Genomic DNA, 23,024 nt, shown 5'->3' with positions numbered 1-23,024 from the left:
TCGGATGCCCGGACGGCGAACCGAACAGACACCACTGAACCTCCTCGGGACTGCTGTCGCCCGGCGCCTTGTCAGTGCGGCGAGGACGCCTGTATAACGTTGTAAAGATCACGTACGGAGAGTCGGAGCACGGTACACGACGGTGACGCTGACGACCCCGTACCCGCACCGACCGGACCGGTCGGGACGCTGAAAAGGGGAATGCCGTGCGGGTCAGCCTCAAGGACGTTGCCGCGCACGCGGGGGTCTCCATCAAGACCGTCTCCAATGTGGTGAACAACTTCCAGCACGTCACCCCCGCCATGCGCGAGCGCGTCCAGCGATCCATCGACACGCTCGGCTACCGGCCCAACCTGGCGGCCCGACATCTGCGCAAGGGCCGTACGGGCATCATCGCGCTCGCGCTGCCCGAACTCGGCAACCCCTACTTCGCCGAACTCGCGGCCGCCGTCATCGACGCCGCCGCCGCGCACGAGTACATCGTGCTGCTGGACCACACCGGAGGGCACCGCGAGCAGGAGGTCCTGGTCAGCCAGGGCTTCCGGGCCAGAGTCATCGACGGTCTCATCCTCAGCCCCATCGAGCTGGAGGCCGAGGACCTGCGTGACCGGGCGGAGAGCGTTCCGCTCGTGCTGCTCGGCGAGCGCGACTACGACCTGCCGTACGACCACATCGCCATCGACAACGTCGCCGCCGCCCGTGCCGCCGTCCGGCATCTGATCGGACTCGGACGCCGGGAGGTGGCGTTCATCGGCGCCCGGCGCGGCCGCAGCGAGACTGCTCAGCTGCGTGTCCGCGGCTGGCGCGAGGAACTGACGGCCGCCGGTCTGCCGGCCGACGACGGGCTCGTCGCGGCCACCGACGGATGGGGCCATGCGGACGGCGCCGACGCCATGCGACGCATCCTGGAGTCCGGACGGCGTCCCGACGCCGTCTTCGCCTACAACGACCCCATGGCCATCGGCGCGATGCGCACGCTGTTCGACTGGGGGCTGCGCGTTCCCGAGGACACCGCGGTCGTCGGCTTCGACGACGTGGTCGAGGGGCGTTTCGGCGCCGTCACGCTCACCTCCGTATCGCCGGACAAGGAGGCCATCGGCCGGCTGGCGGTCGAGTCGGTGCTGGCACGACTCGGCGGCGACGAAGTGTCCGAACCCCACCGCGTATGGGCGGAGTACCGACTGGTGGAACGCGAGAGCACCCTGGGGCGCGCGGCGGGCGGCCACCGCCCGATGTGATCCCACGGACCGCGCGCGTGTGAATCCAAGGGCCCACTCAGACCTGCCGGGACAGGCCTGGCGTGCGTGGCGTTCCGGCTTGCCCTGCCCGCGGTTTCTGCGTCCCCATACCACCCGGCCCGCCCAGGGCCGCCGGTGCACCGTGCGCTCTTGGTCCGAGACGCCTGACACCCCATCAAAGATTTACAGCGCAGGGCGTGTTGCGCTCCGGCATGCTTGCGGAACCGGCCCGCGCGGCCGAGTGTGACGCGTCCGCACGACGCTGCCGTCGTCGAGGAATCCGGTCACTTCTCCGAACTGCCGTACCCCTGACGACGTTTGCCGGAGCGCGCTCCTTCGCTGGGCCCGCGCCGGTCTCCGCCCCATCGTCCGTGGTGGGGCAACAAAGCAGTTCGCCGTATACCGCGCACGCTGCGTGCACAGGGGGTTTACAGAGTCCTTCCAACGATGTAAAAACTCTGTGCGGCGGGCCGAACGCCCTTTCCCGCCAGGGGAGAAGCACTACTCAGCTGGACCATGCTCGACCTCTGCCTACTCACATCTCCCCAGTGCCCTTTCAGCGTCACCCGGATCGGGGTCACCATGCAGCGCACTACTCACCGTCGTCTCATCGCCCGTCCCGTGGTCGTCTCCCTGGCCGCAGCCGTGGCGTTGACCGCCACCTCCTGCGCCAAGTCGGAGGACGACGGGGCGAACGACACCACCTCCTCGGCCGCCGCCGACTCCGCGCAGAAGGTCGCCGAGCCCAAGCCGGGCAGCAAGACCTGCACCATCGACGCGTTCGGCGGGAAGAAGCTGGACCTCAAGAACGCCACCGTCGGCTTCTCCCAGTCCGAGAAGGAAGCGAACCCCTTCCGCATCGCCGAGACGCAGTCCATCAAGGACGAGGCGAAGAAGCGGGGCGTCAAGCTGCTGACGGCCAACGCCCAGTCGCAGTTCTCCAAGCAGATCAGCGACGTGCAGGATCTCCTGGCCAAGGGCGCCGACCTCCTGGTCATAGCCCCGCTCAACTCCGACGGCTGGGAACCGGTGTTCAAGGCCGCCGCGGCCAAGAAGGTCCCCATCGTCACGATCGACCGCAAGATCAATGCGACCGCGTGCAAGGACTACGTCTCCTTCATCGCCTCCGACTTCGTCGAGCAGGGCAAGCGCGCCGCCGACCAGATGATCGAGGCGACCGGCGGCAAGGGCGAGGTGGCGATCCTGCTCGGCGCGGCCGGCAACAACGTCACCACCGAGCGCACCAAGGGCTTCAAGGACCAGATCGCCAAGAAGGCGCCCGGTCTGAAGGTGGTCTTCGAGCAGACCGGCGACTTCGCGCGGGAGAAGGGCCAGCAGGTCACCGAGCAGCTCATCCAGTCCAAGCCCGGCATCAAGGGAATCTACGCCGAGAACGACGAGATGGGGCTCGGCGCGGTCGCCGCGCTGAAGGGCGCGGGCAAGAAGCCGGGCGCCGTCAAGATCGTCACGGTGGACGGCACCCGCAACGCCGTCAAGGGCATCGTGGACGGCTGGATCAGCGGCGTCATCGAGTCCAACCCGCGCTTCGGGCCGCTGGCCTTCCAGACGCTGGACAGCTTCACCAAGGGCGACGAAGTGGCGCAGGACGTCATCATCGAGGACGGCGCCTACGCCCCGGACAACGCGAAGACCGACATCGGCAAGGCCTACTGATCCTCCCTCAGGGGCCCGCTCCTCGCGGGCCCCTCCGTCCTCCCCCACTCCTCGCATCGCACCCTGGAGGAACAGGTGGCACCCCCCGCCGAAGTGCTCGCCGTCCGCGGGCTGAGCAAGACCTTCCCCGGCGTCCGGGCCCTGGACGACGTGGACCTGACCCTGCACGCAGGTGAGGTCCACGCCCTGATCGGCGAGAACGGCGCCGGAAAGTCGACCCTCATCAAACTCCTCACCGGCGTGTACCGACCCGATGCCGGTGAAGTCGTGTTCCAGGGCCGTACGGTCTCCTTCGCAACCCCGCTGGAGGCCCAGAAGGCCGGGATCTCGACCATCTACCAAGAGGTCAACCTCATCCCGCTGCTCAGCGTGGCCCGCAACCTCTTCCTGGGCCGCGAGCCACGCAACCGGTTCGGCATGCTGGACATGGCCCGCATGAACCGGGAAGCCGAAGAGACCCTGAGCACCTACGGCGTGCGCGTGGACGTCCGCCGGCCGCTGCGCACCCTCGGGGTCGGCGCGCAGCAGATGGTCGCCCTGGCCCGTGCCGTCGCCACGGACGCGCGGATCGTCATCATGGACGAGCCGACCTCCTCCCTCGAACCCCGCGAGGTCGAGACCCTGTTCTCGGTGATCCGGCGGCTGCGGGACGCGGGCATCGCCGTCGTCTACGTCAGCCACCGCCTCGACGAGCTGTACGCCGTGAGCAGCACGGTCACCGTGCTGCGCGACGGCCGACGTGTCCATCACGGCCCGCTGGCCGATCTCGACCGGCTCTCCCTGGTGTCGACCATGCTCGGCCGGGACCTGGGCGAGGTGCGCGAGGAGGGTCTGACCAAGTTCACCGGCGACCACGCGGCGGCCGATGCCCAACCCGTCCTCGCCGCCGCCGACCTGACCGTGCCGCACAAGCTGCACGGTGTCTCCCTGAGCGTGCGTCCCGGAGAGGTCGTCGGTCTGGGAGGACTGCTCGGATCCGGACGCACGGAGACGGCCAAGGCCATCGCCGGAGCCCTGCCCCTGCGTTCGGGCAGCGTCATGGTGGCCGGGGCGCCGCTGCGCACGGGGTCGACGCCGGCCGCCCTGCGCGCGGGCATCAGCCTGTTGCCCGAGGACCGCAAGAGCGAGGGCATCGTGCCCGGTCTGTCGGTGCGCGAGAACATCGCGCTCGCCGTACTGCCCCGCCTCTCCCGCTTCGGCCTGGTCTCCGAGTCCCGCGTCGACAGCATCGTGGACACGTTCATCGAACGGCTGCGCATCAAGGCATCCTCGCCGCAGCAGAAGGTCGGTGAGCTCTCCGGCGGCAACCAGCAGAAGGTGCTGCTCGCTCGGTGGCTCGCGATGAACCCCAAGGTGCTGCTGCTCGACGAGCCCACCCGTGGCATCGACGTGGGAGCCAAGGCAGAGGTGCAGAAACTCGTCGACGAACTGGCCGCCGACGGCCTGGGCGTCCTGCTCATCTCCTCCGATCTGGAGGAACTCATCGAAGGGTCCGACCGCGTGGTCGTACTGAAGGACGGCTCCGTCGTCGGCGAGCTGGCCGGCGACGACGTCACGGAAGAGAAGCTGATGCGCACCATCGCCGGCAACGGCCCCGCGCAGGACACGGTCAAGGAGGCGGCCGTCGATGGCTGAAGCCGCCCTCCGCACCCTCCCGCTGGACAAGGCCCGCATCCTCAACTGGCTCCAGCGCTACGGCGTCTACGCCGGCGTGGCGGCGCTCCTCGTCGTCAACTCCCTGATCACTCCCTACTTCCTGACCGTCGAGAACTTCCGCACCCAGGCCGTCCAGGTCGCCCCCGTGATCATCGTCGCCCTCGGCATGGCTCTGGTCATCGGCACCGAGGGCGTGGACCTGTCGGTCGGCGCGGTCATGGCGCTGGCGGCCTCCGTGACGGCCCTCTACCTCGGCTACGGCCTGCTGCCCGCACTCCTGGTGGTCGCCCTGTTCGCCGCCGTGGTCGGACTGGCCAACGGAGCCCTGGTCGCCTTCGTCGGGGTGCAGCCGATCGTCGCCACCCTGGCCCTCATGGTCGGCGGCCGAGGACTGGCCCTGGTGCTGCTGCCGCAGCTCAAGGACCTCCAGAACCCCACCCTGGCCTCCCTGGGCTCCGGCGACGTCCTCGGCTTCCCCTACCTGATCCTCATCGCCGCCGCCCTGGCTCTGCTGCTGGCCTTCGTGATGCGCCGCACCACCTTCGGACGCCAGCTCCTGGCCATCGGCGACAGCCGACCCGCCGCACAGCTCTCCGGCCTGCCCGTCCGCCGCGTGCTGATCATCGTCTACGTCGTCAGCGCGCTCCTCGCGGCGGTCGCGGGCGTGCTCGCCACCGCCCGTCTCCAGGCCAGCGACCCCACCTCACTGGGCAACCTGATGGAACTGTCCGCGATCACCGCGGTCGTGGTCGGCGGCACCCCGCTGACCGGCGGCCGCGTCAACATCGCCGGCACGGTGGCCGGAGCCGTCCTCATCCAGCTCCTCACCGCCACCCTCATCAAGCACGATCTGCCGCCCTCCTGGACCCAGATCGCCCAGGCCATCGTGATCGTCGCCGCCGTCTACGCGGCCCGGGGACGGGGGAAGCGTTGACCACCACGAATACGGACGCGCCCGTGACCACCGTGAGTATCGAACCGCCCCAGGACGCCCACCCGGTGGGCTCCGCCCGCTCCGAACGCCTCAGCGCCCTCGTCCAGCAGCACGGCGCCCTGGCCGTCCTGCTGATCGTCTCCCTGGTGGCGTCGCTGTCCTTCGACTCCTTCGCCACCGGCGACAACATCACCAATATGGCGACCAGTTCCGCCTTCCTGGCGATCGTCGCCCTCGGCATGACCTTCGTGATCATCACCGGCGGGATCGACCTGTCCGTCGGCTCCCAGTTCGCCCTCGGCGGTGTCCTGGCCGCCTGGGGATCGCGACACGGCACCCTGGTGGCCCTGCTCCTGCCGCTCGCCGTGTGCGGGCTGATCGGCGTCGTCAACGGCCTGCTCATCGCCCGCTCCCGCCTCGCGCCCTTCATCGTCACGCTCGCCGCCATGCTGGGCGCGCGCGGACTGATGCTGGCGCTCACCGACGAAGGCGCCGACACCTACCTCATCGGCAAGGGCTCCTTCCTCGCCGAACTCGGCCAGGGCACCACCCTCGGCCTCGGCAACCCGGTGTGGATCGCGCTCGCCCTGTTCGCCGGCGGGGCGGTCGCCCTGCGCCGCACCCGCTTCGGACAGCACGTCTACGCGGTCGGCGGCAACGAGGACGCCGCCGCGCTGATGGGCGCCCCCGTGGCCCGTACCAAGATCCTCGTCTACGCCCTGTCAGGCCTGCTCGCCGGACTGGCCGGCGCCCTCAACGCCGCCTGGCTCGCCTCCGGCGTCACCATCCTCGGCAGCGGCATGGAACTCGATGCCATATCCGCCGTCGTCATCGGAGGCACCCTGCTGACCGGCGGCCTCGGCTACGTCAGCGGCTCGCTCGTCGGTGTGCTGCTGCTGAAGGTGATCCAGAACGTCATCAACCAGATCGGCTCGCTCGACTCCTCCTACCAGCAGGTCGTCAGCGGCGCCTTCCTCGCCGTGGTCGTCATCGCACAGACCTGGCTCGGGCGCCGCCGGCAGCTGATGTGACAGGCCCCGGACCCGGCGGCCGAGCTCCAATGACCCGGCCGCCGGGTCCGGTTCCAGACGGCCGGACCTCCCCCGGCCGCCTCTTGCACGCGCACGCCGCCTCACCCCACGGGTGAGGAGGCACGATGCGTCGACTACCAACAGGGTGAGGGGCTTTCGCCTGACTGGGACGACGAGCGCGGTGGGCAACCACCGCGCTCGTGGCGTCACCCTGACGGGCGCCACGACACTGACGGCCACCGGTTCCGCGACCGCCGCACCCCAGGCATGGACACCGAAGCCGTTCCCCTCGGCCTGGAACAGTCGCCGCGTCCGGCTCGACTTCGGCCCAGCGACCGGCGTGACAGTGCGGAGCAACGGGCAGCAGGCCGGATTCGTCCACCCAGAAGTGCGCTTCACTGCACGGATGAACATCAACTCGACCGAAGCAAGCCCGTCAGCAAGCGTGCAGGTCAGGCGCTTCCTCAAAGGAGATTCGGTGGAGCACCTGACTCTCCTGCTCCATCGTGCCTACGCAGACCACGCCGCCGTCGGACGGGTCTTCTTCGCCTCCTACCAAACTCCGCAGGACACACAACACCGCCTGAGCAGAGGCGAGTGCTGGGTCGCCATGAGCGGGAAGACACTGCTCGGCACCGTCACTGTGTCAGCTCCTCACACCACTCCGGCCGGATACCCCGCGCCGGCGGGCGCGGGCTCATTCTGGCAATTGGCAGTCGACCCGTCGCAACGAGGTACTGGACTCGGGCATCGGCTGCTCACGCTGGCAGAGACACGGATCGCTGCACTCGGATCGACGCGAGTCGTCATCGATACCTCTTCACAAGCAACAGAGCTCGTCGACTGGTACCGCCGACGTGGCTACACGCGTATAGGCACTTGGCAGTGGAACGTCACCAACTACGACAGCGTCGTCCTCATGAAGAACCTGTCGACGGCGACTCTTTGTGGTGGGCCGGACAAACCCTAGCTCTTCACGGAGGTCGTCAACAGCGGCAGCGACACCCCTGGCCGTACACACGTCTGGGACAACTGCGCCTTGTTCACTCAGGCAACCGCCGGGTCCGTGGAGGCGGCCTGAGCATTGTGCCCCGGTATTGGCCCGCACAGCAGTGGTCCCGGTGGCGGGAGGTCTCCCTCCTGCCACCGGGACCACGTTCATGGGCGCTGCCGGCTACGGCTTCTCCTCGCTGTAGAGGTCGCTCACCTCCTCGGCGGTCAGAGCCCGGTCGACGGCGTGGACCTCGTCCACCGCGCCGTTCCAGAAGTCGACGTCGGAGCCGTCCCAGTGGGCGCGGCCGACGGTCAGCGGACCAGTGCTCGGGAAGGCGGCGCCACCGGTGGCCGTCGCCGCGAGCTTTCCGTCGAGGTACAGCCGGATCTCGTCGGTGCCGGCGTCGCGTACGCCGACGAGGTGGTACCAGCGGCCCGTCTCCGCGGAGACGGCGATCTGGGCGCGGCGCTCACCGGGTGTGCTGAAGGCGAAGTTGCCGTGTCCGTACTGCAGGTAGAACGAGTTGGCCGTGGCACGGGAGTCCTGGCTGACGGCGGTGGCGTAGTTGCCGGGGATGCCGTCGAGCCGGACCCAGGCGGACACCGAGTAGCTGCCGCTGGTGTCGAGCACCGGGCCCGAGGTCTCCGCGTACTGCTTCTGGCCGTCGAACTTGAGGGCGCTTCCGCTGACGCCCTCGGTCCAGGAAGCGCCCTCGCGCAGGGTGAGGGGGGTCCCGTTGGGGCCGGTGTCCTCGGCCGTGGTGCCGGTGCCCTCGTCGAGGGTCCAGTGCCCGCCGCCCTTCAGCTCCTTCTGACCCGCCGCGGCACCGGCGGCGATGACCTTGAGGTTGATCTTCCGTACCTCGGCAGCGTCCATCTTGATGTCGCGCCGGTCGTACGTGTACAGGCCGTTGAGCTCGTTCTCCAGGTCGGTGATCTGTGTGTACACCGAGCCGGAGAGTTCGGCGCCGGCCTGCTCGAGGTAGAACTTCTCGGTGTTCTCCACGTACTTGCGGGTCAGCTCCGCCTTGGTGGTGACACCGCTGTAGATCACCGTGGGGGCTCCCGGCCACATGTGGCCCGGGGACCGCAGCGTGAAGCCGCCGTGCTCGCCGTCCATGGCGGCCCGCTTGTCGTCGGGGAAGGGCGGGTCCTCGTTGTTGTAGTCGTGGTGGTCGATGATGTCGCCCTTGCCCGAGTCACCCTTGGAATTGCAGCAGTTGACGCCGCTGTGGGTGTTGACGACACGGGAGGGGTCGGCTGCCTTGACGGCCTCGGCGATCCGGCCGGTCTCCTCGCGGTTCCACTCGCCCCAGCCCTCGTTGAAGACGATCCAGCCGATCACGGAGGGCGAGTTGTGGTGCTGGCTGACCATCTCCCGGCCCTGGTCGACGAAGGCCTTCTGACCCGTCTCGTCGGTGATGTTGCCGGAGACGAAGTCCTGCCAGACGAGCAGGCCGAGCTTGTCGGCGTGATAGAACCACCGCGCCGGTTCCACCTTGATGTGCTTGCGGACCGCGTTGAAGCCGAGCTTCTTGTGCGCCTCGAGGTCGAAGGCGAGGGCGTCGTCGCTGGGCGCGGTGTAGAGACCGTCGGGCCAGAAACCCTGGTCGAGGGTGGCGAGGGAGAAGATCGGTTTGTGGTTGAGGACGAGTTTGTTGAAGCCGCCCACCTTCTCTATGCCGATCTTCCGCATACCGAAGTAGCTGCGGACCTTGTCGCTCGACCTGCCGTCGGTCAGGGTGACGTCGAGGTCGTACAGGTACGGGTCGTCCGGGCTCCACAGATGTTGCTTCGCCACGGGCAGGGTGAGCTGTTTGTCCGCCGCCCCGCTGACCTTGCCGACCACCTTGCCGCGGGCATCACGGGCGACGGCCTCCACACGGGCGGAGGATGAGGCGCCTGCGGTGTCGACCTTCACCGCCAGGGTGCCGGTGTCGATGTCGGGCGTGGTGACAACGTTATCGATCGAGGCGGGAGCCACGGGCTCCATCCACACGGTCTGCCAGATGCCGGAGCTCTGTGTGTAGAAGATGCCACCCGGGTTCGTGGACTGCTTGCCCATGGGCTGGTCCGCGCCACCGGTGTCGGTGACGGCGACCACGATCTCCTGCTTGCCGGTGCCCTTCAGGGCGTCGGTGATGTCGGCGCTGAAGGCGTTGTAACCGCCGGTGTGGTCGGCGACCTTGATGCCGTTGACGTAGACGCGGGCCTGGTAGTCGACGGCGCCGAAGTTGAGCTTGAGCCGGTTGGAGCGGTCACTCTTGCCGACCTTCCAGCTCTCGGGCACGTCGATGAGCCGGCGGTAGAACATGTGGTCCTCGTGCCGCTCGAGCCCGGAGAGCTGCGACTCGACCGGGAACGGCACGGTGATCTTCTCGTCCAGGTTCTTGCCGAAGACCGGCTGTTCCCCTGCCTTGGCTCCGCTGAACTGCCAAGGCCCGTTGAGGTTCTGCCACTTGGACCGCTTCTGCTGCGGGCGCGGGTACTCGGGCAGCGGGTGGTTCTTGTCGACCTCGTCGCCCCACTTGGTGGTGAGGCGGTGGGTGGAGTCGTTCTCCGCGTAGCGGATGACCTTCGGCACGGCCTTGCCGTCGGTCGTCAGACCTCCCTCGCCGTCGTAGGAGACCCGGACGAGCTGGTTCTTCTGGATGGGCTCAGAGAGGTTGACGTAGAGGGAGGAGGAGTCCCCGGGGACGGAGGTGACCGAATCGATCGGCATGGCGGTCGTGTCGGCCTCGACCTTCAGATGGTCCTTGACCGACTGGAGGCCTCCCACTCTGCCCCCGAACCTGGCGCGCAGCCGCCGTCCGTTCTCGGCGACGGTCGGCTCCACAGGGAAGACCTCGAAGTCGGCCGGCGGGGTGAACGCGGACATCGGCACGATCTGCTTGGCCAGCGTCGGCGTCGACCAGCGCAGATACATGTTGGCGCCGCCGGTGTCCTGGAACAGTTCCAGGCGGAACGTGTGCTTCTCACCGGCGGTCAGTCGGACGGGCTGGCTGGTCTGTTCCCGGTCCCAGTCGCCCACCCAGTGGTCGATGACGGGCTTGTCGTCGATGAAGAGCCGGAAGCCGTTGTCGCCGATGGCGTAGAAGGTGTAGTCACCCGTGGCCGGCGCCTCTATCTGGCCCGTCCAGCGGGCGGTGGTGTGCTCCGTCTTCCCGGTCAACTCCTTGAAGGTGTCGGTCAGACCGGAAAAGTTGATCTGCGGGTCGAGTGTCGTCCCACCGAGTTCGGCGAAGTCCCGGGCGCCGGGGGCCGACATGCTGAAGTACTCGCCCTTCAGACCATGCGTCTGGACGGCGGCCTGTTCGGCGGCGAGCGCCGAGGCACTGCCCGTCGACTCTGCGGCTGCCGCGGTGGGCAGCAATCCGCTCGGGGGCAGCACCAGGGCCGCGGTGGCGAGCAGCGCCAGCACTCTGGCTCTGGGGCGGGTGTCGTGTCGTGTCATCGAACCTTTCCTCGTACAGAGGCCGTGACCGCGTCCGACCGCCGGGGCAGGGTTACGTGCTCCTGTGAGGAAGCCCGTAGGGAAAAGCTGCGCACCGGCTGAGGCACGTTCGGCGAGGCGGCCTTTTCAACGTTGGAAACCCTCTGCCAGCGGTATGACAGCACGCCCTCATGAGGCTGTCCAGACCTCGCGCAGCACTTCGTCTCCGGACGCCACGATGAGGAGGTGCCGGGAGCCCCCGAAGTCGCCGGATACGACAGAGTCGTCGTCGAGTAGGTCCTGCCCCCGTCAAAACGCCTCGTCGGCTCACGAGTTGGGGCAGGCGTCACCCGGTCGACATCGCGCTGTCGAATACATGAACGGCCCTGCGAGCGGATGTTCCCGACCGGGAACGCCTGCTCTCACTGAGGCTCGCGACTCACAGCGGCCCGACAACCTCCGCGCCCGAGCTGAGCACCGTTGACTGCCCGCCGGGGCAATTCCAGCAGCAGGCCGAGGAGTTGCTCGATTCTCGGTGGCCAGACACACCCTGCCCGCACGGCACCTTCGGCGAGACACCGACGGAGTGCGCCGGCATTCGGCCTCGCCTCACCGTGGCAGTCCCGGCGCCGCAGGCACGTCCGTGCACTGGCCACGGCGTCCTCGATCTGCTGGATTTCAGCCATGCATCTGAGGACATCGCGCCTGCCTCCCGTACTATCGCTAGAACCGAGGTGTGCGGTAGCAACATTCACTGCCCACACCGCACCAGGCTGAACAGCACACGATGAGACTTCACATGCACCGCGCCCCTGCCGCCCGCCGGCCGCGGCGCCCGGAAGGGGTGTGAGCATCATGGCCGAAACCACCACCGTGACCACCGAGTTGACCTCGCAGTACAGCGCGCAGGTGGCCGGGGACCTTGAGCGGAATCTCAAGGAGCAGGAACGCATTGTCGGTGAGATCGAGGCGTTGCAGGCACAGTTGGGTGCGCTGCAGCACGACCAGAGCGTCCTGGTGAACGTCCGGCAGGCCCTGGGCGTCCCGGCGCCGCTCGCCGAGTCTGCACCTGAGGCCGCCGCAGCAGTGCCCGCTCCTCGCAAGAAGGCGGCGACAGCATCGGGCACGGGCAGGAAGCCGCGGGCGGCGAAGAAGTCCGTGGACACGCCGCGGGGGAAGAGCGGCAAGAAGGGAGGGGGCAAGACGCCGGCCGCGCCGTCGTCCCTCCCCAAGCTCGTCGACCTCGTCCGCGAACACCTGGCAGACAGCGGCGAGCCCCGCTCCGCCGCCGAAGTCGCCACCGCGCTGGGACAGCAGCACCCCGAGCGTGCCATCAAGAACACGGTCGTACGCACCACGCTCGAAGGACTGGTGGCCAAGAATCAGGCGCAGCGCAGCAAGCAGGGCTCATCCGTCTTCTACACCGCTCCGGAGGGCTCAGAGCCTGCCCAGGAGACGCCGGCCACGCAGCAGTCCGCTTGAGCGCTGACGTCTCACCCGGTCACTGCAGTCGGACCGCACGCCCGCTGCTGCCGCGCGCCACAACACCTGGCGCGCTGTAGCGGCGGCCCCTGTCGACTCCCGCGCCGGGTGCGGATTTCGAGGTGAAGGATGTCGGCCTCCGCACGGATGCGTCGGGGTTTCCACCAGCCATCGGTGCACGGCCGCGGTGACGTCTCCGCCGGTGGCGTCGACGCGGCGGGCCAGGCCGGTGGCGTCGAAGCCGCCGGTGGTGACGGAGCCGTAGGAGCGTTCCTCGATGTGATCGGCGCGCGGGACGACGTCGCGGCGGATACCCGGCGAGTCGGCACCGAACCCGGCACGCTCATGGGCGCAGGACCGGCTCCTCAGGCCGGTGAACCGCCGAACAGCGCCCTCAACGCCTCCTCCAGCGAGGTCGCGGGCCTGCCGAGAACCCGCTGGAGGTCGTCCGTCTGCCGTTCCAGCGCGCCGGAGCGCACCTGGTCCTCGATCCAGCCCTGGGCACCTGGCAGACGCTCCTGCCGTTCGTGCACAGTGACCGATGTGCCGGTGACGCGGGTCAGGGTCTCGGCCAGCTGCGGGTAGGTCCACAGCGCGCCGGTGAAGTCGTAGGCGTTGCCGGCGTGGTGGTCCTCGGTCAGGACGCGGGCTGCGGCTTCGGCGAGATCGTTGGCTCCCGACGCGGCCGACACGACGATCATTCGGTTCTCCCTCGCCAGGACGTTTCGGCCGACGGCCTCTCGGATGCGGCCTTGTGGCGCCGATTCCGGCACACCCTGGCGGAGTCCGGCCGCGGCCGTCAACGCAATTCTCGCCCGTCCCCGTATGAGGGCTGGACTTTCGCCGGCGGAGAGATGGCTCTCGGTGTCGCCGGCGATCGGCGTGCGCCGCACGGCCCGTGCAGGAGCTGCTGCCGACGGGGACTCTGCGTCCTGCCCGATCGGCGCGCGGCAGCCGCCATGGCCTGCCACCGTTGCCGACCTCCGGCTCCGCGCTGAGCGATCTTGGAGCGGTAGCGCCCAGGCAGCGTCGCTGCGGCTCCAGGCCTTCGTGGATCCGCCATGTCCTGGTGTTCCCGCCAACCTGGAAGCCGATCCGTTCCCCAACCGTTCGGTCGGTCTCACACTGGCGTCCTCGGCGACGATGCCGGATCGATGAAAGGCCGATGACGATGCCCATATTCAACGACGGGATCTCCGAGACCGAACTGCCGATCGACTCGGCTGTGACGACCGATGTCGTCGTCGTCGGCTCCGGCCCTGCGGGTGCGTCCGCCGCACTGCTGCTGTCGACACTCGGCGTCGACACCATCATGATCACGAAGTATCGGTGGACGGCCAACACCCCCCGCGCGCACATCACCAACCAGCGGGCCATGGAGGTCTTTCGCGATCTCGGCATCGAGGACCAGGTCCTGGCGGATGCCACCGAACACGGTCTGGTCGGTGACACGGTGTTCTGCACCAGCATCGCCGGTGAGGAGATCGGGCGGATCCACACCTGGGGCACCCGTCCCGACCGGGAGGCCGACTACCGCCTCGCGTCTCCCTGTCTGACCGTCGACATCCCGCAGTCCTATCTGGAGCCGATCCTGGTGCGCAACGCGACCCAGCGTGGCGCCCAGACCAGGTTCTCCACCGAGTACCTGTCCCACACCCAGGATGCCGACGGCGTCACCGTGCAGGTGCTGGACCGGCTCACCGGCCAGGAATACAGCATCCGCGCGAAGTACCTGATCGGCGCGGACGGGGCCCGCTCCAAGGTCGCCGCGGACATCGATCTGCCGTTCGACGGCGCGATGGACATCGCCGGCTCGATGAACATCACGTTCAAGGCCGACATCACCCGTCTCGTCGCCCACCGGCCGTCCGTCCTGTACTGGGTCATCCAGCCGGGCTCCAACGTGGGTGGTATCGGCGCCGGTCTGGTGCGCATGGTGCGCCCGTGGAACGAGTGGCTGATCGTGTGGGGCTACGACATCTCGGAGGAACCCCCGGTCGTCGACGACGAGGCCGCCGCGCAGATCGTGCGCAATCTTCTCGGAGTCCCGGATCTTGAGGTCGAGATCACCGGCACGAGCCTGTGGGGCAACAACGAGATGTACGCGACCCGGCTCCAGCAGGGCCGGGTGTTCTGCGCGGGCGACGCCGTCCACCGGCACCCGCCGAGCAACGGCCTGGGGTCCAACACCTCCGTCCAGGACTCCTACAACCTCGCATGGAAGATCGCGGCCGTGCTCAAGGGGCATGCGGATCCGGCCCTGTTGGAGACCTACAGCGCCGAGCGGGCACCGGTCGCTGAACGCATCGTCAAGCGGGCCAACAAGTCCAGCCGCGAATTCATCGACATCTTCAAGGCGTTGGGTGTCCTCGACGCGACGAGCGAGGCGGAGATGACGGCCGCGATCGAGGAACGCAAGGCCAACACCCCTGCGGGCGCGGCCAAGCGCGCTGCCCTGGTGCGGGCGATGGAGCTGAAGAACTACGAGTTCAACGCTCACGGTGTCGAGCTCGGCCAGCACTACACGTCGACTGCGGTCGTTGCCGAGGGTGCCGTGCCGCCTTCCTCTGCGCGCGATGCCGATCTCTACTACGAGATGTCGACCGTGCCCGGGGCGCACCTGCCGCACGCCTGGGTGGGCGACAGCGCGCACCGCAAGGCGCTCATGGACCTGGCGCCCTACGACCGCTGGACCCTGCTGACCGGTATCGCGGGAGAGGCGTGGCAGGACGCGGCCGAGAAGGTCGGCAAGGACCTCGGCATCCCGTTGGATGCCGTCGTCATCGGCCCGGGCCGCGAGGTCACCGACCTGTACTACGACTGGGCCAAGCTGCGCGAGATCGGCGAGAGTGGTGTCCTGCTGGTGCGGCCCGACAAGCACATCGCCTGGCGCGCGATGGAGCTGCCCGCGAGTCCTGAGGACGAGCTGCGCACCGCCCTGCTCTCGATCCTGGGGAGGGACTGACCAGTGCAGTTCGTACACGACACGTTGGCGCAGCGGGTGCGGTTCGCCTCCGGCGCCGCGGCGGAGGGGCTCGCCGCGGAAGTCGCCGCGCTCGGCGCGCGGCGGGTGATGGTGATCGCGGGTGCGTCCGAGGAGAAGCCGGCCGAGCGCATCACCGCCGGCCTGCCCGTGGCGCACCGCCACCATGAGGTCGTCATGCACGTCCCCGTGGAGGTGGCGGACAGGGCGCGAGCGGCTGCCGTCGAGCGGGACGTCGACGCCCTGGTCAGCGTGGGCGGCGGTTCGACCACCGGTCTGGCCAAGGCGGTCGCGCTGACCACGGGGCTGCCGATCATCGCCGTGCCCACCACCTATGCGGGCTCTGAGGCCACTGCCGTGTGGGGGATGACCGAGAACTCGGTCAAGACCACCGGCTCGGACCCGAAGGTCCTGCCGCGCACGATCGTCTACGACGCCGCCCTCACCCTCACCCTGCCCGTCGAGCTGAGTGTCGCCTCGGGTCTGAACGCCCTGGCGCACTGCGTGGACTCCCTGTGGGCCCCGCGGGCCGACCCGGTCAATCAGGCTCTGGCCATCGAGGGTGCCTGGGCCCTGGGCGTCGGCCTGCCTCTGGTCGCCGCGGAACCGGATGCGCTGGAGGGCCGGGAGAAGGCGCTGTACGGCGCGTACCTGTCCGCGGCCGCATTCGCGTCGGCCGGCTCGGGTCTGCACCACAAGATCTGCCATGTGCTGGGCGGCATGTTCAACCTGCCGCACGCCCAGACCCACGCCGTCGTCCTGCCCTACGTCCTCGCCTTCAACGCTCCCGGCGTGCCGGGCGCCGAGCAGCGTCTGGCGGCGGCCCTCGACGCTCCCAGTGCGAGCGAGGGGCTGGCGCGGCTGTGTGAACGGCTGCGCGCCCCGCGCTCGCTGCGCGATCTCGGGATGCCTGCTGACGGCATTGCCGACGCCGCCCAGGCCGTCGTGGCGGCTGCCCCGGCCGGCAACCCCCGGCCGGTCACCCTCGACGCGATCACCGACCTCGTCCGAAGCGCCTGGGAAGGAACCGATGCCCCATGACCCCCGACCTCACCACCCCTGGTGCCCCGGTCCCCGCTGAGCAGCAGGAGCGGGAAGCCGCGATCACCCGCGAGGTGCTCGAGTCCTTCGACGGCTGCACCGACCCTCGGCTGCGCGAGATCATGCGGTCCCTGGTCCACCATCTGCACGACTTCGTGCGCGAGGTCCGTCTCACCGAGCAGGAATGGAATGCGGGGATCGAGTTCCTGACCCGCACGGGTCACATCACCGACGAGCGTCGCCAGGAGTTCATCCTGCTGTCGGACGTGCTCGGCGCCTCCATGCAGACGGTCGCCGTCAACAACGCGGCGCACGGCGACGCCACCGAGGCCACCGTCTTCGGGCCGTTCTTCGTCGAGAACAGTCCTGAGATCGATCTCGGCGGAGACCTCGCCTTCGGTGCGCCCGGACAGCCCTGCTGGGTGGAGGGCACCGTCACCGACACCACCGGGAAGCCGGTCTCCGGAGCGCGGATCGAGGTGTGGGAGGCGGACGAGGACGGCTTCTACGACACGCAGTACGGCGACGACCGGATCTCGGCGCGGGCACATCTGTTCACCGACGCGGATGGTCGCTACCGCTTCTGGGGGCTGACGCCGACGCCGTACGCCATTCCCCACGACGGGCCGGTCGGCGGGCTGCTGGCGGCGACCGGCCGTTCACCCATGCGGGCCTCGCACCTGCACTTCATGGTCAGCGCTCCCGCCCTGCGCACCCTGGTGACGCACATCTTCGTCAGCGGTGACGAACTCCTCGGCAGCGACGCAGTGTTCGGGGTGAAGGAGTCGCTCGTGAAGGACTTCCAGGTGCAGCCGCCGGGTACGCCCGCGCCGGACGGACGCGATCTGAGCGACCGTTCGTGGTCGAAGGTCCGCTTCGACATCGTTCTGGCGCCCGAGGGGAGTTGACGGGGCCGGACTGTGTCAGGGCTGTGCGCGGGCCTGACGCAGCACATCGGTGGCGCGCAGCCCGAATCGCTGCTTGAACCGGTGGGAGAAGTGGGTGGCCGATCCGAAGCCGCAGCGCGCGGCGGCTTCGGTCACGGTCGTCACTCCGCCCTGCTGCAGCAGCGTTCGGGCACGGTCGAGGCGGCGGTGGAGCAGGTACTGCGGAACGGTCGTGCCGCCCGAGGAGAAGACCCGTGAGAGGTGGCGCTCACTGATCCCGACGCCGCGGGCGATGCGGGCCGCCGAGAGACCCACGTCGGTCAGGTGCTCGTCGATGTATGCCTTGGCGACGGTCAGATGGACGGCGGCGAGGGACGCGGTTCGACCGGTCACCATGGAGGCGAGCAGGTCCAGCAGGACGTCCTCGTCCACGTCGGCGGAGCTTTCCGGGCGCAGTGCCTGGGCGGTGAGCGTGGCCAGCGTCCTGGTCTGGACGACGGCGTCCTCGCCGATGACGAGCGGTTGCGCGAGAGACACCGGCCCTCCGAGCTCGCGCCAGACCTCGTGGGGGATCTTGATCGCGAGCTCCTCCAGACCGTGCGAGAAGCCACGCATGAAGGGCTGGTCGGCGTCGCAGACCAGCATCTGCCCGGGGTGCAGCAGGTGGACTCCGTCGTCGTGGTAGAAGAACGCGTCGCCGGCCAGGGTCAGATAGCAGGCCACGGCTCCGGACGGGACGCGGCGGATCTCCGCCTGGGGCCGTTCGACGACGTGCGGGCTGCCGAGCACGCGTGCCACATGCGCACGGGGAAGCTGCAGGTTGATCTCTGTCGCGTTCAGGGCGGTGTCCTGAAGGGCGCGGCAGCGCAGGCCGATGAGGGCCGTGGCGTTGTGCTCTTCCCACAAGGCGATGCGTTGTGCCTCGGGAAGGCCGACGGTGCTGAAGCGCACCGGGGCGTCTGTCGTCCCGCTCGTCATTTCTCCAGAGTAGGGGTAGGGGCCGGGCTCTCCGGGTGTTCCAGGTCGTGGGCACATCGTCTGATCACGGAGGAGACCTGCTCGGTTGCGGGGGTGCTGCCCCGGGCGCGGCGGGCGAGCACCAGGTCGACGGATTCGTTCTCGGTGATCGGCACGTAGGCGACGCTGCTGAGGCTGAGGCTCTGGACCGACGCGGGGACGAGGGCGACGCCGTGGCCGGCGGCGACGAAGACGACGAGTGTGGCCGTCTCGCCGACCTCCATCAGCGAAGGGGGCTGGAAGCCTGCGCGTCGGCAGGCGGCCAGGACCTGGTCGTACATGGAGGAGCGGGAGCGGGAGGGGTGGATGACGAAGGGCTCGTCGGCCAGCTCTTCGAGCGCGACGTGTGATCGGCCCGCCAGCGGATGATGGGAGGGCAGAACGGCCACCAGGGATTCGGAGCGCAGGAGCGTGGTGCGGATGTCCTCGTGCTCGACCGTGCCGCGAAGGACCGCGAGGTCGTAGGTGCCGGCGAGCAGGCCGTCGACCAGGTCGGGGGTGAGGAGTTCGCCCCGCAGATCCATGGTGACGTTGGGCATGTGGGCGCGTACGGTGCGTGCGACTTGGGGCAGCAGGTCGTAGGTGGCCGTGCCGATGAAGCCGATCGAGACGCGGCCCATGTGGCCGGTGGCCAGCTCCGTCATGTGACGTCGGGCCTGTTCCTCCTGCGTGGTCAGGGAGCGTGCGTACTCGATGAAGTGCCGACCGGCTTCGGTGAGTGCGACGTGCCGGGTGGAGCGGGTGAACAGCGCGGTCCCCAGCTCCTTCTCCAACTGCTTGATCTGCTGGGAGAGGGCCGGCTGCGCCACATGGAGGCGGGCGGCCGCGCGGCCGAAGTGGCATTCCTCGGCCAACGCCAGGAAGTAGCGGATCTGCCGTAGCTCCATGACCCGATTCTATAAGGCTTCTTTATCAATCGATTGCGATTAGGTCTTGGACGAGCCGTACAGCGGGCTCCTACGGTGACGATGTGAACGACAGCTATCTCTATTCGGCGGCACGGACCCCCTTCGGCCGGTACTCGGGCGCTCTCGCCCACATCCGGCCCGACGACCTCGCCGCACACATCATCAACGGGACTCTGGCCAGGACTCCGGCCCTGGATCCGCAAGAGATCGGCGACGTCGTCTGGGGCAACGCCAACGGCGCCGGCGAGGACAACCGCAATGTCGGCAGGATGGCCGTCCTCCTCGCCGGACTCCCCACCTCGGTGCCCGCCACGACCGTCAACCGCCTGTGCGGATCGTCCCTGGACGCCGCCCTCATCGCCTCGCGCGCCATCGAGAGCGGCGACACGGACATCGTCCTGACGGGCGGCGTCGAATCCATGACCCGGGCTCCCTGGGTGCTGCCCAAGCCCGAGCGCGCCTACCCCGTCGGGAACACCACCGCGGTCTCGACCACCCTCGGATGGCGCTTGATCAACGAGCGCATGCCCAAGGAGTGGACGGTCTCCCTGGGCGAGGCCAACGAGCAGCTGGCCGACCGCTTCGCGATCTCCCGCGAGCGCCAGGACGCGTTCGCCCTCCGCTCCCACCGTCTCGCCGACGAGGCCTGGAACGCGGGCTTCTACGACGACCTGGTCGTCCCCGTCCCGCAGGAAGACGGCACCGCTCTCCAGCGGGACGAGGGAATCCGCCCCGGAACCAGCATGGAAAAGCTCGCCGCACTCAAACCGGCTTTCCGCACCGACGGCCTCATCACGGCCGGCAACGCCTCCCCGCTCAACGACGGCGCCTCGGCGGTGCTCATCGGCTCGGAGGCCGCCGCGGCACGCATCGGCAGCGATCCCCTCGCCCGCATCGCGGGCCGCGGCGTCTCCGCGCTGGATCCCCAGATGTTCGGCTTCGCCCCCGTCGAGGCGGCGAACCGGGCCCTGAAACGTGCCGGCATCTCCTGGTCCGACGTCGCAGCCGTCGAACTCAACGAGGCCTACGCGGTGCAGGCGCTGGCCTGCGTGGACGCCTGGGACATCGATCCGCAGATCGTCAACGCGAAGGGCGGCGCCATCGCCCTCGGCCACCCCCTGGGCGCTTCCGGCGGCAGGCTGCTCGGCACCCTCTCCCGCCGTCTGCAGGAGTCCGGGCAGCGCTGGGGCGTCGCCGCCATCTGCATCGGCGTCGGCCAGGCACTGGCCGTCGTCCTGGAGAACGTCACCGGGAACAGCCGATGACCGCGCAGCTGTACACCGACGCGGACGAGGCGGTCGCCGGCATCCAGGACGGCTCGACCGTGCTCGTCGGAGGCTTCGGCATGGCCGGCATGCCCGTCTCCCTGATCGACGCCCTCATACGGCAAGGGGCCACCGACCTCACCGTCGTCTCCAACAACGCCGGCAACGGCGACACCGGCCTGGCCGCGCTGCTCGCCAAGGGACGGGTCCGCAAGGTGATCTGTTCCTTCCCCCGCCAGGCCGACTCGTGGGTGTTCGACAACCTCTACCGGGCGGGAAAGATCGAACTCGAGGTCGTCCCCCAGGGCAATCTCGCGGAACGGCTCAGGGCGGCCGGAGCCGGCATCGGCGCCTTCTTCTGCCCCACCGGCGCCGGCACACTGCTCGCCGAAGGCAAGGAGGTACGCGAGATCAACGGCCGCACCCATGTGCTGGAGTACCCCATCAGCGGCGACGTCGCGCTGATCGGCGCCCACCGAGCCGACCGGATGGGCAACCTCGTCTACCGCAAGACCGCCCGTAACTTCGGCCCCGTCATGGCCACCGCGGCCGCCACGGTCATCGCCCAGGTCCAGGAGGTCGTCGAGACCGGCACGATCGACCCCGAGACCGTCGTCACGCCCAGCATCTACGTCGACCGAATCGTCCAGGTGGCCGATCACACATGAACCAGACACCCTCACAGACGCCCGGACAGGGCCCGCTGAGCAAGCACGACATCGCAGCGCTGATCGCTCGCGACGTCCCGCACGGTTCCTACGTCAACCTCGGCATCGGCCAGCCCACCCTGGTCGCCGACCACCTCTCCCCCACTTCCCGCGTCGTCCTCCACACCGAGAACGGCATGCTGAACATGGGACCCGCCGCCCGGGAGGACCAGGTCGATCCGGACCTGACGAACGCCGGCAAGGTTCCCGTCACCGAACTGCCCGGCGCCGCCTACTTCCACCACGCCGACTCCTTCGCGATGATGCGCGGCGGCCACCTGGACATCTGCGTACTCGGTGCGTTCCAGGTGTCCGCACGAGGCGACCTGGCCAACTGGCACACCGGGGCACCCGACGCCATCCCCGCGGTGGGCGGAGCCATGGACCTGGCCATCGGCGCGAAGAAGGTCTTCGTGATGATGAACCTGTTCACCCGTGACGGAACGCCCAAGCTGGTGTCCGAGTGCAGCTACCCGCTCACCGGCCTCGGCTGCGTGAACCGCGTCTACACGGACCTGGCGGTGTTCGACATCACCGCGGACGGTGTGAGCGTGCGGGAGACCTTCGGCGTCGACGTGCACGAGCTCACCGACCGTCTGGGCCTGCCGTTGCTGACCGCGTCGCCGGGGCAGCCCGCCTGACAGCGGCGACACGAGGCCGTGCGGCGTGTCGCGCTCAGGCACCGCGTCGCGCCACTGGACAAGGCCCCCCGACATCCCGTGGACGTATTGCCGGCGTGGGCGGCAGAACACCTGCCGGCCGTCGAACGCGTCCGTGACGCCTTCGACACACGGAGGGCGTCCGAGCACGGGGGCGCTACTCCGGAGATGCTCCGGTGCCGTAGAACCGCCCTCGGTCGCACAGGGCGTCGATCTCGGCGTTGTCCTCCTGGCTCAGTTGTGCGTCCAGCGCGACGCTGATGACGCGTCGGGCACGCGCCAATCGCCGCGCGACATCCCAGTCGGCGATGAACTCGCCGACGGTGTACTCATCGGCAGTTCCGGATGCCTGGCGGGATCCGAGGCGATCGAGGGAGACGACGAACTCGTTGAGATCCTGCAGTACTTCGACGGCTTCACTGAGGGGTATGCGGATCTCTCGGGAGGGCATGTCCATCGGCCGATTCAACACCGAGCCGGTGCTCGGGCCGCTGCCGGGTGGCGTCTGCGCAGTTCTTTGAGGCGCCGCCATGGCGGACGACGCGATGCTGCTCGGGCGGGGATGTCGTTCGGATCAGTCCGGGTCCACGGGTGCGTGGTCCGAACCGATTTGAACGACCCCCGGCCTGTTTGTCCTTCCCAAGGACGAGGGCGGGTGCCGAAAAATCCTGCTCGGAGGGTAAGAGCCGCGTCCGTGGGCACGATGCGTCCAAGCGCGTCGACGAGGACGCTGGGCTCATCAGTCATGAGGAGGCGTCATGAACCGTCAGATCCGGATTCGCGTGAACCGCCGGCCCGCCGCTCCGCGCGAGATGCCGATCGACCGCAGGACGCCGTCGGGACGTGTTCTGCCGTACTGACTCGTCCATGGTGAATCCCCGTTTTGATCGGCTCGTGCCGGCCCAGGCGGGCGGATACCTTCACACCGAGTCGCGCGCCAGTGATCGTGCGACCCCTCACGACTGTCGGACGGCCAGGAGGAACACCCCAACGGCCGAACACGGTTGGTCCCCACCTCTCAGACTCCTGACCGAACTCCGCCTCCGGTGCCGCACCACCCGGAGGCGTCAACTCGCCGTGGTCCGCGGCGCAGTGGCGACGGGGCACGCGCTCCGA

The 23,024-nt window shown here is 68.9% G+C and carries 18 protein-coding genes; 13 read left to right on the top strand and 5 right to left on the bottom strand.

Annotation, left to right across the window (positions count from 1 at the left end; translation table 11 throughout):
* Window positions 1-206: 206 nt before the first annotated feature.
* The 6 genes from ABEB03_RS21850 (at window position 207) to ABEB03_RS21825 (ending at window position 7,503) form a co-directional block, all read left to right on the top strand.
* Complete coding sequence (locus ABEB03_RS21850; protein WP_345651782.1) at window positions 207-1,238, top strand: LacI family DNA-binding transcriptional regulator; 1,032 nt, start codon at window positions 207-209, stop codon at window positions 1,236-1,238.
* A 582-nt stretch (window positions 1,239-1,820) separates the two neighbouring features.
* Window positions 1,821-2,912 (top strand): ABC transporter substrate-binding protein, encoded by a 1,092-nt coding sequence (locus ABEB03_RS21845; protein ID WP_345651780.1) that lies wholly within the window; start codon window positions 1,821-1,823, stop codon window positions 2,910-2,912.
* Between the two features lie 75 nt (window positions 2,913-2,987).
* Complete coding sequence (locus ABEB03_RS21840) at window positions 2,988-4,547, top strand: sugar ABC transporter ATP-binding protein (protein WP_345651779.1); 1,560 nt, start codon at window positions 2,988-2,990, stop codon at window positions 4,545-4,547.
* Window positions 4,540-5,502 (top strand): ABC transporter permease, encoded by a 963-nt coding sequence (locus ABEB03_RS21835; protein WP_345651775.1) that lies wholly within the window; start codon window positions 4,540-4,542, stop codon window positions 5,500-5,502. Before ABEB03_RS21840 ends, ABEB03_RS21835 begins: the two co-directional genes overlap by 8 nt.
* A 23-nt stretch (window positions 5,503-5,525) precedes the next feature.
* Window positions 5,526-6,533: an ABC transporter permease gene (locus ABEB03_RS21830; RefSeq protein WP_425589280.1), complete on the top strand. Its 1,008-nt coding sequence runs from the start codon at window positions 5,526-5,528 to the stop codon at window positions 6,531-6,533.
* 406 nt (window positions 6,534-6,939) lie between these two features.
* Window positions 6,940-7,503 (top strand): GNAT family N-acetyltransferase, encoded by a 564-nt coding sequence (locus tag ABEB03_RS21825; protein WP_345651771.1) that lies wholly within the window; start codon window positions 6,940-6,942, stop codon window positions 7,501-7,503.
* 204 nt (window positions 7,504-7,707) lie between these two features.
* Here the strand turns inward: ABEB03_RS21825 and ABEB03_RS21820 are convergent, their stop codons facing one another.
* Window positions 7,708-10,980, bottom strand: coding sequence for a LamG-like jellyroll fold domain-containing protein (locus ABEB03_RS21820; RefSeq protein ID WP_345651768.1), 3,273 nt, complete (start codon window positions 10,978-10,980; stop codon window positions 7,708-7,710).
* A gap of 834 nt (window positions 10,981-11,814) precedes the next feature.
* Between ABEB03_RS21820 and ABEB03_RS21815 the strand changes: the two genes are divergently transcribed.
* Window positions 11,815-12,441 carry a hypothetical protein gene (locus tag ABEB03_RS21815; protein ID WP_345651765.1) on the top strand — a complete coding sequence of 209 codons (627 nt, stop codon included), beginning with the start codon at window positions 11,815-11,817 and terminating at the stop codon, window positions 12,439-12,441.
* 365 nt (window positions 12,442-12,806) lie between these two features.
* Here the strand turns inward: ABEB03_RS21815 and ABEB03_RS21810 are convergent, their stop codons facing one another.
* Window positions 12,807-13,142: a Rossmann-fold NAD(P)-binding domain-containing protein gene (locus ABEB03_RS21810; protein WP_345651761.1), complete on the bottom strand. Its 336-nt coding sequence runs from the start codon at window positions 13,140-13,142 to the stop codon at window positions 12,807-12,809.
* A gap of 470 nt (window positions 13,143-13,612) precedes the next feature.
* Here ABEB03_RS21810 and ABEB03_RS21805 point away from each other — a divergent pair, with 470 nt between their 5' ends.
* Genes ABEB03_RS21805 through ABEB03_RS21795 form a run of 3 tightly spaced genes read left to right on the top strand, consistent with a single transcriptional unit; the run spans window position 13,613 to window position 17,373 of the window.
* On the top strand, window positions 13,613-15,406 hold the full coding sequence (locus ABEB03_RS21805) for an FAD-dependent oxidoreductase (protein WP_425589290.1): 1,794 nt from the start codon (window positions 13,613-13,615) through the stop codon (window positions 15,404-15,406).
* A gap of 3 nt (window positions 15,407-15,409) precedes the next feature.
* On the top strand, window positions 15,410-16,465 hold the full coding sequence (locus ABEB03_RS21800; RefSeq protein WP_345651756.1) for a maleylacetate reductase: 1,056 nt from the start codon (window positions 15,410-15,412) through the stop codon (window positions 16,463-16,465).
* The gene (locus tag ABEB03_RS21795; RefSeq protein WP_345651753.1) at window positions 16,462-17,373 is read left to right on the top strand and encodes an intradiol ring-cleavage dioxygenase; all 912 of its coding nucleotides are present in this window, start codon (window positions 16,462-16,464) and stop codon (window positions 17,371-17,373) included. Before ABEB03_RS21800 ends, ABEB03_RS21795 begins: the two co-directional genes overlap by 4 nt.
* A 15-nt stretch (window positions 17,374-17,388) precedes the next feature.
* Here ABEB03_RS21795 and ABEB03_RS21790 read toward each other — a convergent pair whose 3' ends face one another.
* The gene (locus tag ABEB03_RS21790) at window positions 17,389-18,330 is read right to left on the bottom strand and encodes a helix-turn-helix transcriptional regulator (protein WP_345651750.1); all 942 of its coding nucleotides are present in this window, start codon (window positions 18,328-18,330) and stop codon (window positions 17,389-17,391) included.
* A complete protein-coding gene (locus tag ABEB03_RS21785; protein WP_345651749.1) occupies window positions 18,327-19,256 on the bottom strand; it encodes a LysR substrate-binding domain-containing protein in 930 nt (309 codons plus the stop codon). The genes ABEB03_RS21790 and ABEB03_RS21785 overlap by 4 nt, the downstream gene beginning before the upstream one ends.
* An 83-nt stretch (window positions 19,257-19,339) precedes the next feature.
* Here ABEB03_RS21785 and ABEB03_RS21780 point away from each other — a divergent pair, with 83 nt between their 5' ends.
* From ABEB03_RS21780 to ABEB03_RS21770, 3 genes are read left to right on the top strand one after another with little or no spacing between them, the layout of a single operon-like run.
* A complete protein-coding gene (locus tag ABEB03_RS21780; protein ID WP_345651746.1) occupies window positions 19,340-20,542 on the top strand; it encodes a thiolase family protein in 1,203 nt (400 codons plus the stop codon).
* Window positions 20,539-21,210: a 3-oxoacid CoA-transferase subunit A gene (locus ABEB03_RS21775; RefSeq protein WP_345651743.1), complete on the top strand. Its 672-nt coding sequence runs from the start codon at window positions 20,539-20,541 to the stop codon at window positions 21,208-21,210. The genes ABEB03_RS21780 and ABEB03_RS21775 overlap by 4 nt, the downstream gene beginning before the upstream one ends.
* Window positions 21,207-21,890, top strand: coding sequence for a 3-oxoacid CoA-transferase subunit B (locus tag ABEB03_RS21770; protein ID WP_345651738.1), 684 nt, complete (start codon window positions 21,207-21,209; stop codon window positions 21,888-21,890). The genes ABEB03_RS21775 and ABEB03_RS21770 overlap by 4 nt, the downstream gene beginning before the upstream one ends.
* A gap of 175 nt (window positions 21,891-22,065) precedes the next feature.
* Here the strand turns inward: ABEB03_RS21770 and ABEB03_RS21765 are convergent, their stop codons facing one another.
* On the bottom strand, window positions 22,066-22,365 hold the full coding sequence (locus tag ABEB03_RS21765) for a hypothetical protein (protein ID WP_345651734.1): 300 nt from the start codon (window positions 22,363-22,365) through the stop codon (window positions 22,066-22,068).
* Window positions 22,366-23,024: the final 659 nt, after the last annotated feature.

Origin of the sequence: Streptomyces siamensis (assembly GCF_039543605.1) — a bacterium.
Classification (GTDB): Bacteria; Actinomycetota; Actinomycetes; order Streptomycetales; family Streptomycetaceae; genus Streptomyces; species Streptomyces siamensis.
Note: the sequence above shows the minus strand (reverse complement) of the source record. Positions and strands in the feature narration are given on the sequence as shown.

Coding starts and splice junctions, on each gene's coding strand:
- ABEB03_RS21845 (WP_345651780.1), top strand. CDS start 1,821: ATGCAGCGCACTACTCACCGTCGTCTCATCGCCCGTCCCGTGGTCGTC.
- ABEB03_RS21835 (WP_345651775.1), top strand. CDS start 4,540: ATGGCTGAAGCCGCCCTCCGCACCCTCCCGCTGGACAAGGCCCGCATC.
- ABEB03_RS21825 (WP_345651771.1), top strand. CDS start 6,940: ATGAACATCAACTCGACCGAAGCAAGCCCGTCAGCAAGCGTGCAGGTC.
- ABEB03_RS21820 (WP_345651768.1), bottom strand. CDS start 10,980: ATGACACGACACGACACCCGCCCCAGAGCCAGAGTGCTGGCGCTGCTC.
- ABEB03_RS21815 (WP_345651765.1), top strand. CDS start 11,815: ATGGCCGAAACCACCACCGTGACCACCGAGTTGACCTCGCAGTACAGC.
- ABEB03_RS21810 (WP_345651761.1), bottom strand. CDS start 13,142: ATGATCGTCGTGTCGGCCGCGTCGGGAGCCAACGATCTCGCCGAAGCC.
- ABEB03_RS21805 (WP_425589290.1), top strand. CDS start 13,613: ATGCCCATATTCAACGACGGGATCTCCGAGACCGAACTGCCGATCGAC.
- ABEB03_RS21795 (WP_345651753.1), top strand. CDS start 16,462: ATGACCCCCGACCTCACCACCCCTGGTGCCCCGGTCCCCGCTGAGCAG.
- ABEB03_RS21790 (WP_345651750.1), bottom strand. CDS start 18,330: ATGACGAGCGGGACGACAGACGCCCCGGTGCGCTTCAGCACCGTCGGC.
- ABEB03_RS21785 (WP_345651749.1), bottom strand. CDS start 19,256: ATGGAGCTACGGCAGATCCGCTACTTCCTGGCGTTGGCCGAGGAATGC.
- ABEB03_RS21775 (WP_345651743.1), top strand. CDS start 20,539: ATGACCGCGCAGCTGTACACCGACGCGGACGAGGCGGTCGCCGGCATC.
- ABEB03_RS21770 (WP_345651738.1), top strand. CDS start 21,207: ATGAACCAGACACCCTCACAGACGCCCGGACAGGGCCCGCTGAGCAAG.
- ABEB03_RS21765 (WP_345651734.1), bottom strand. CDS start 22,365: ATGGACATGCCCTCCCGAGAGATCCGCATACCCCTCAGTGAAGCCGTC.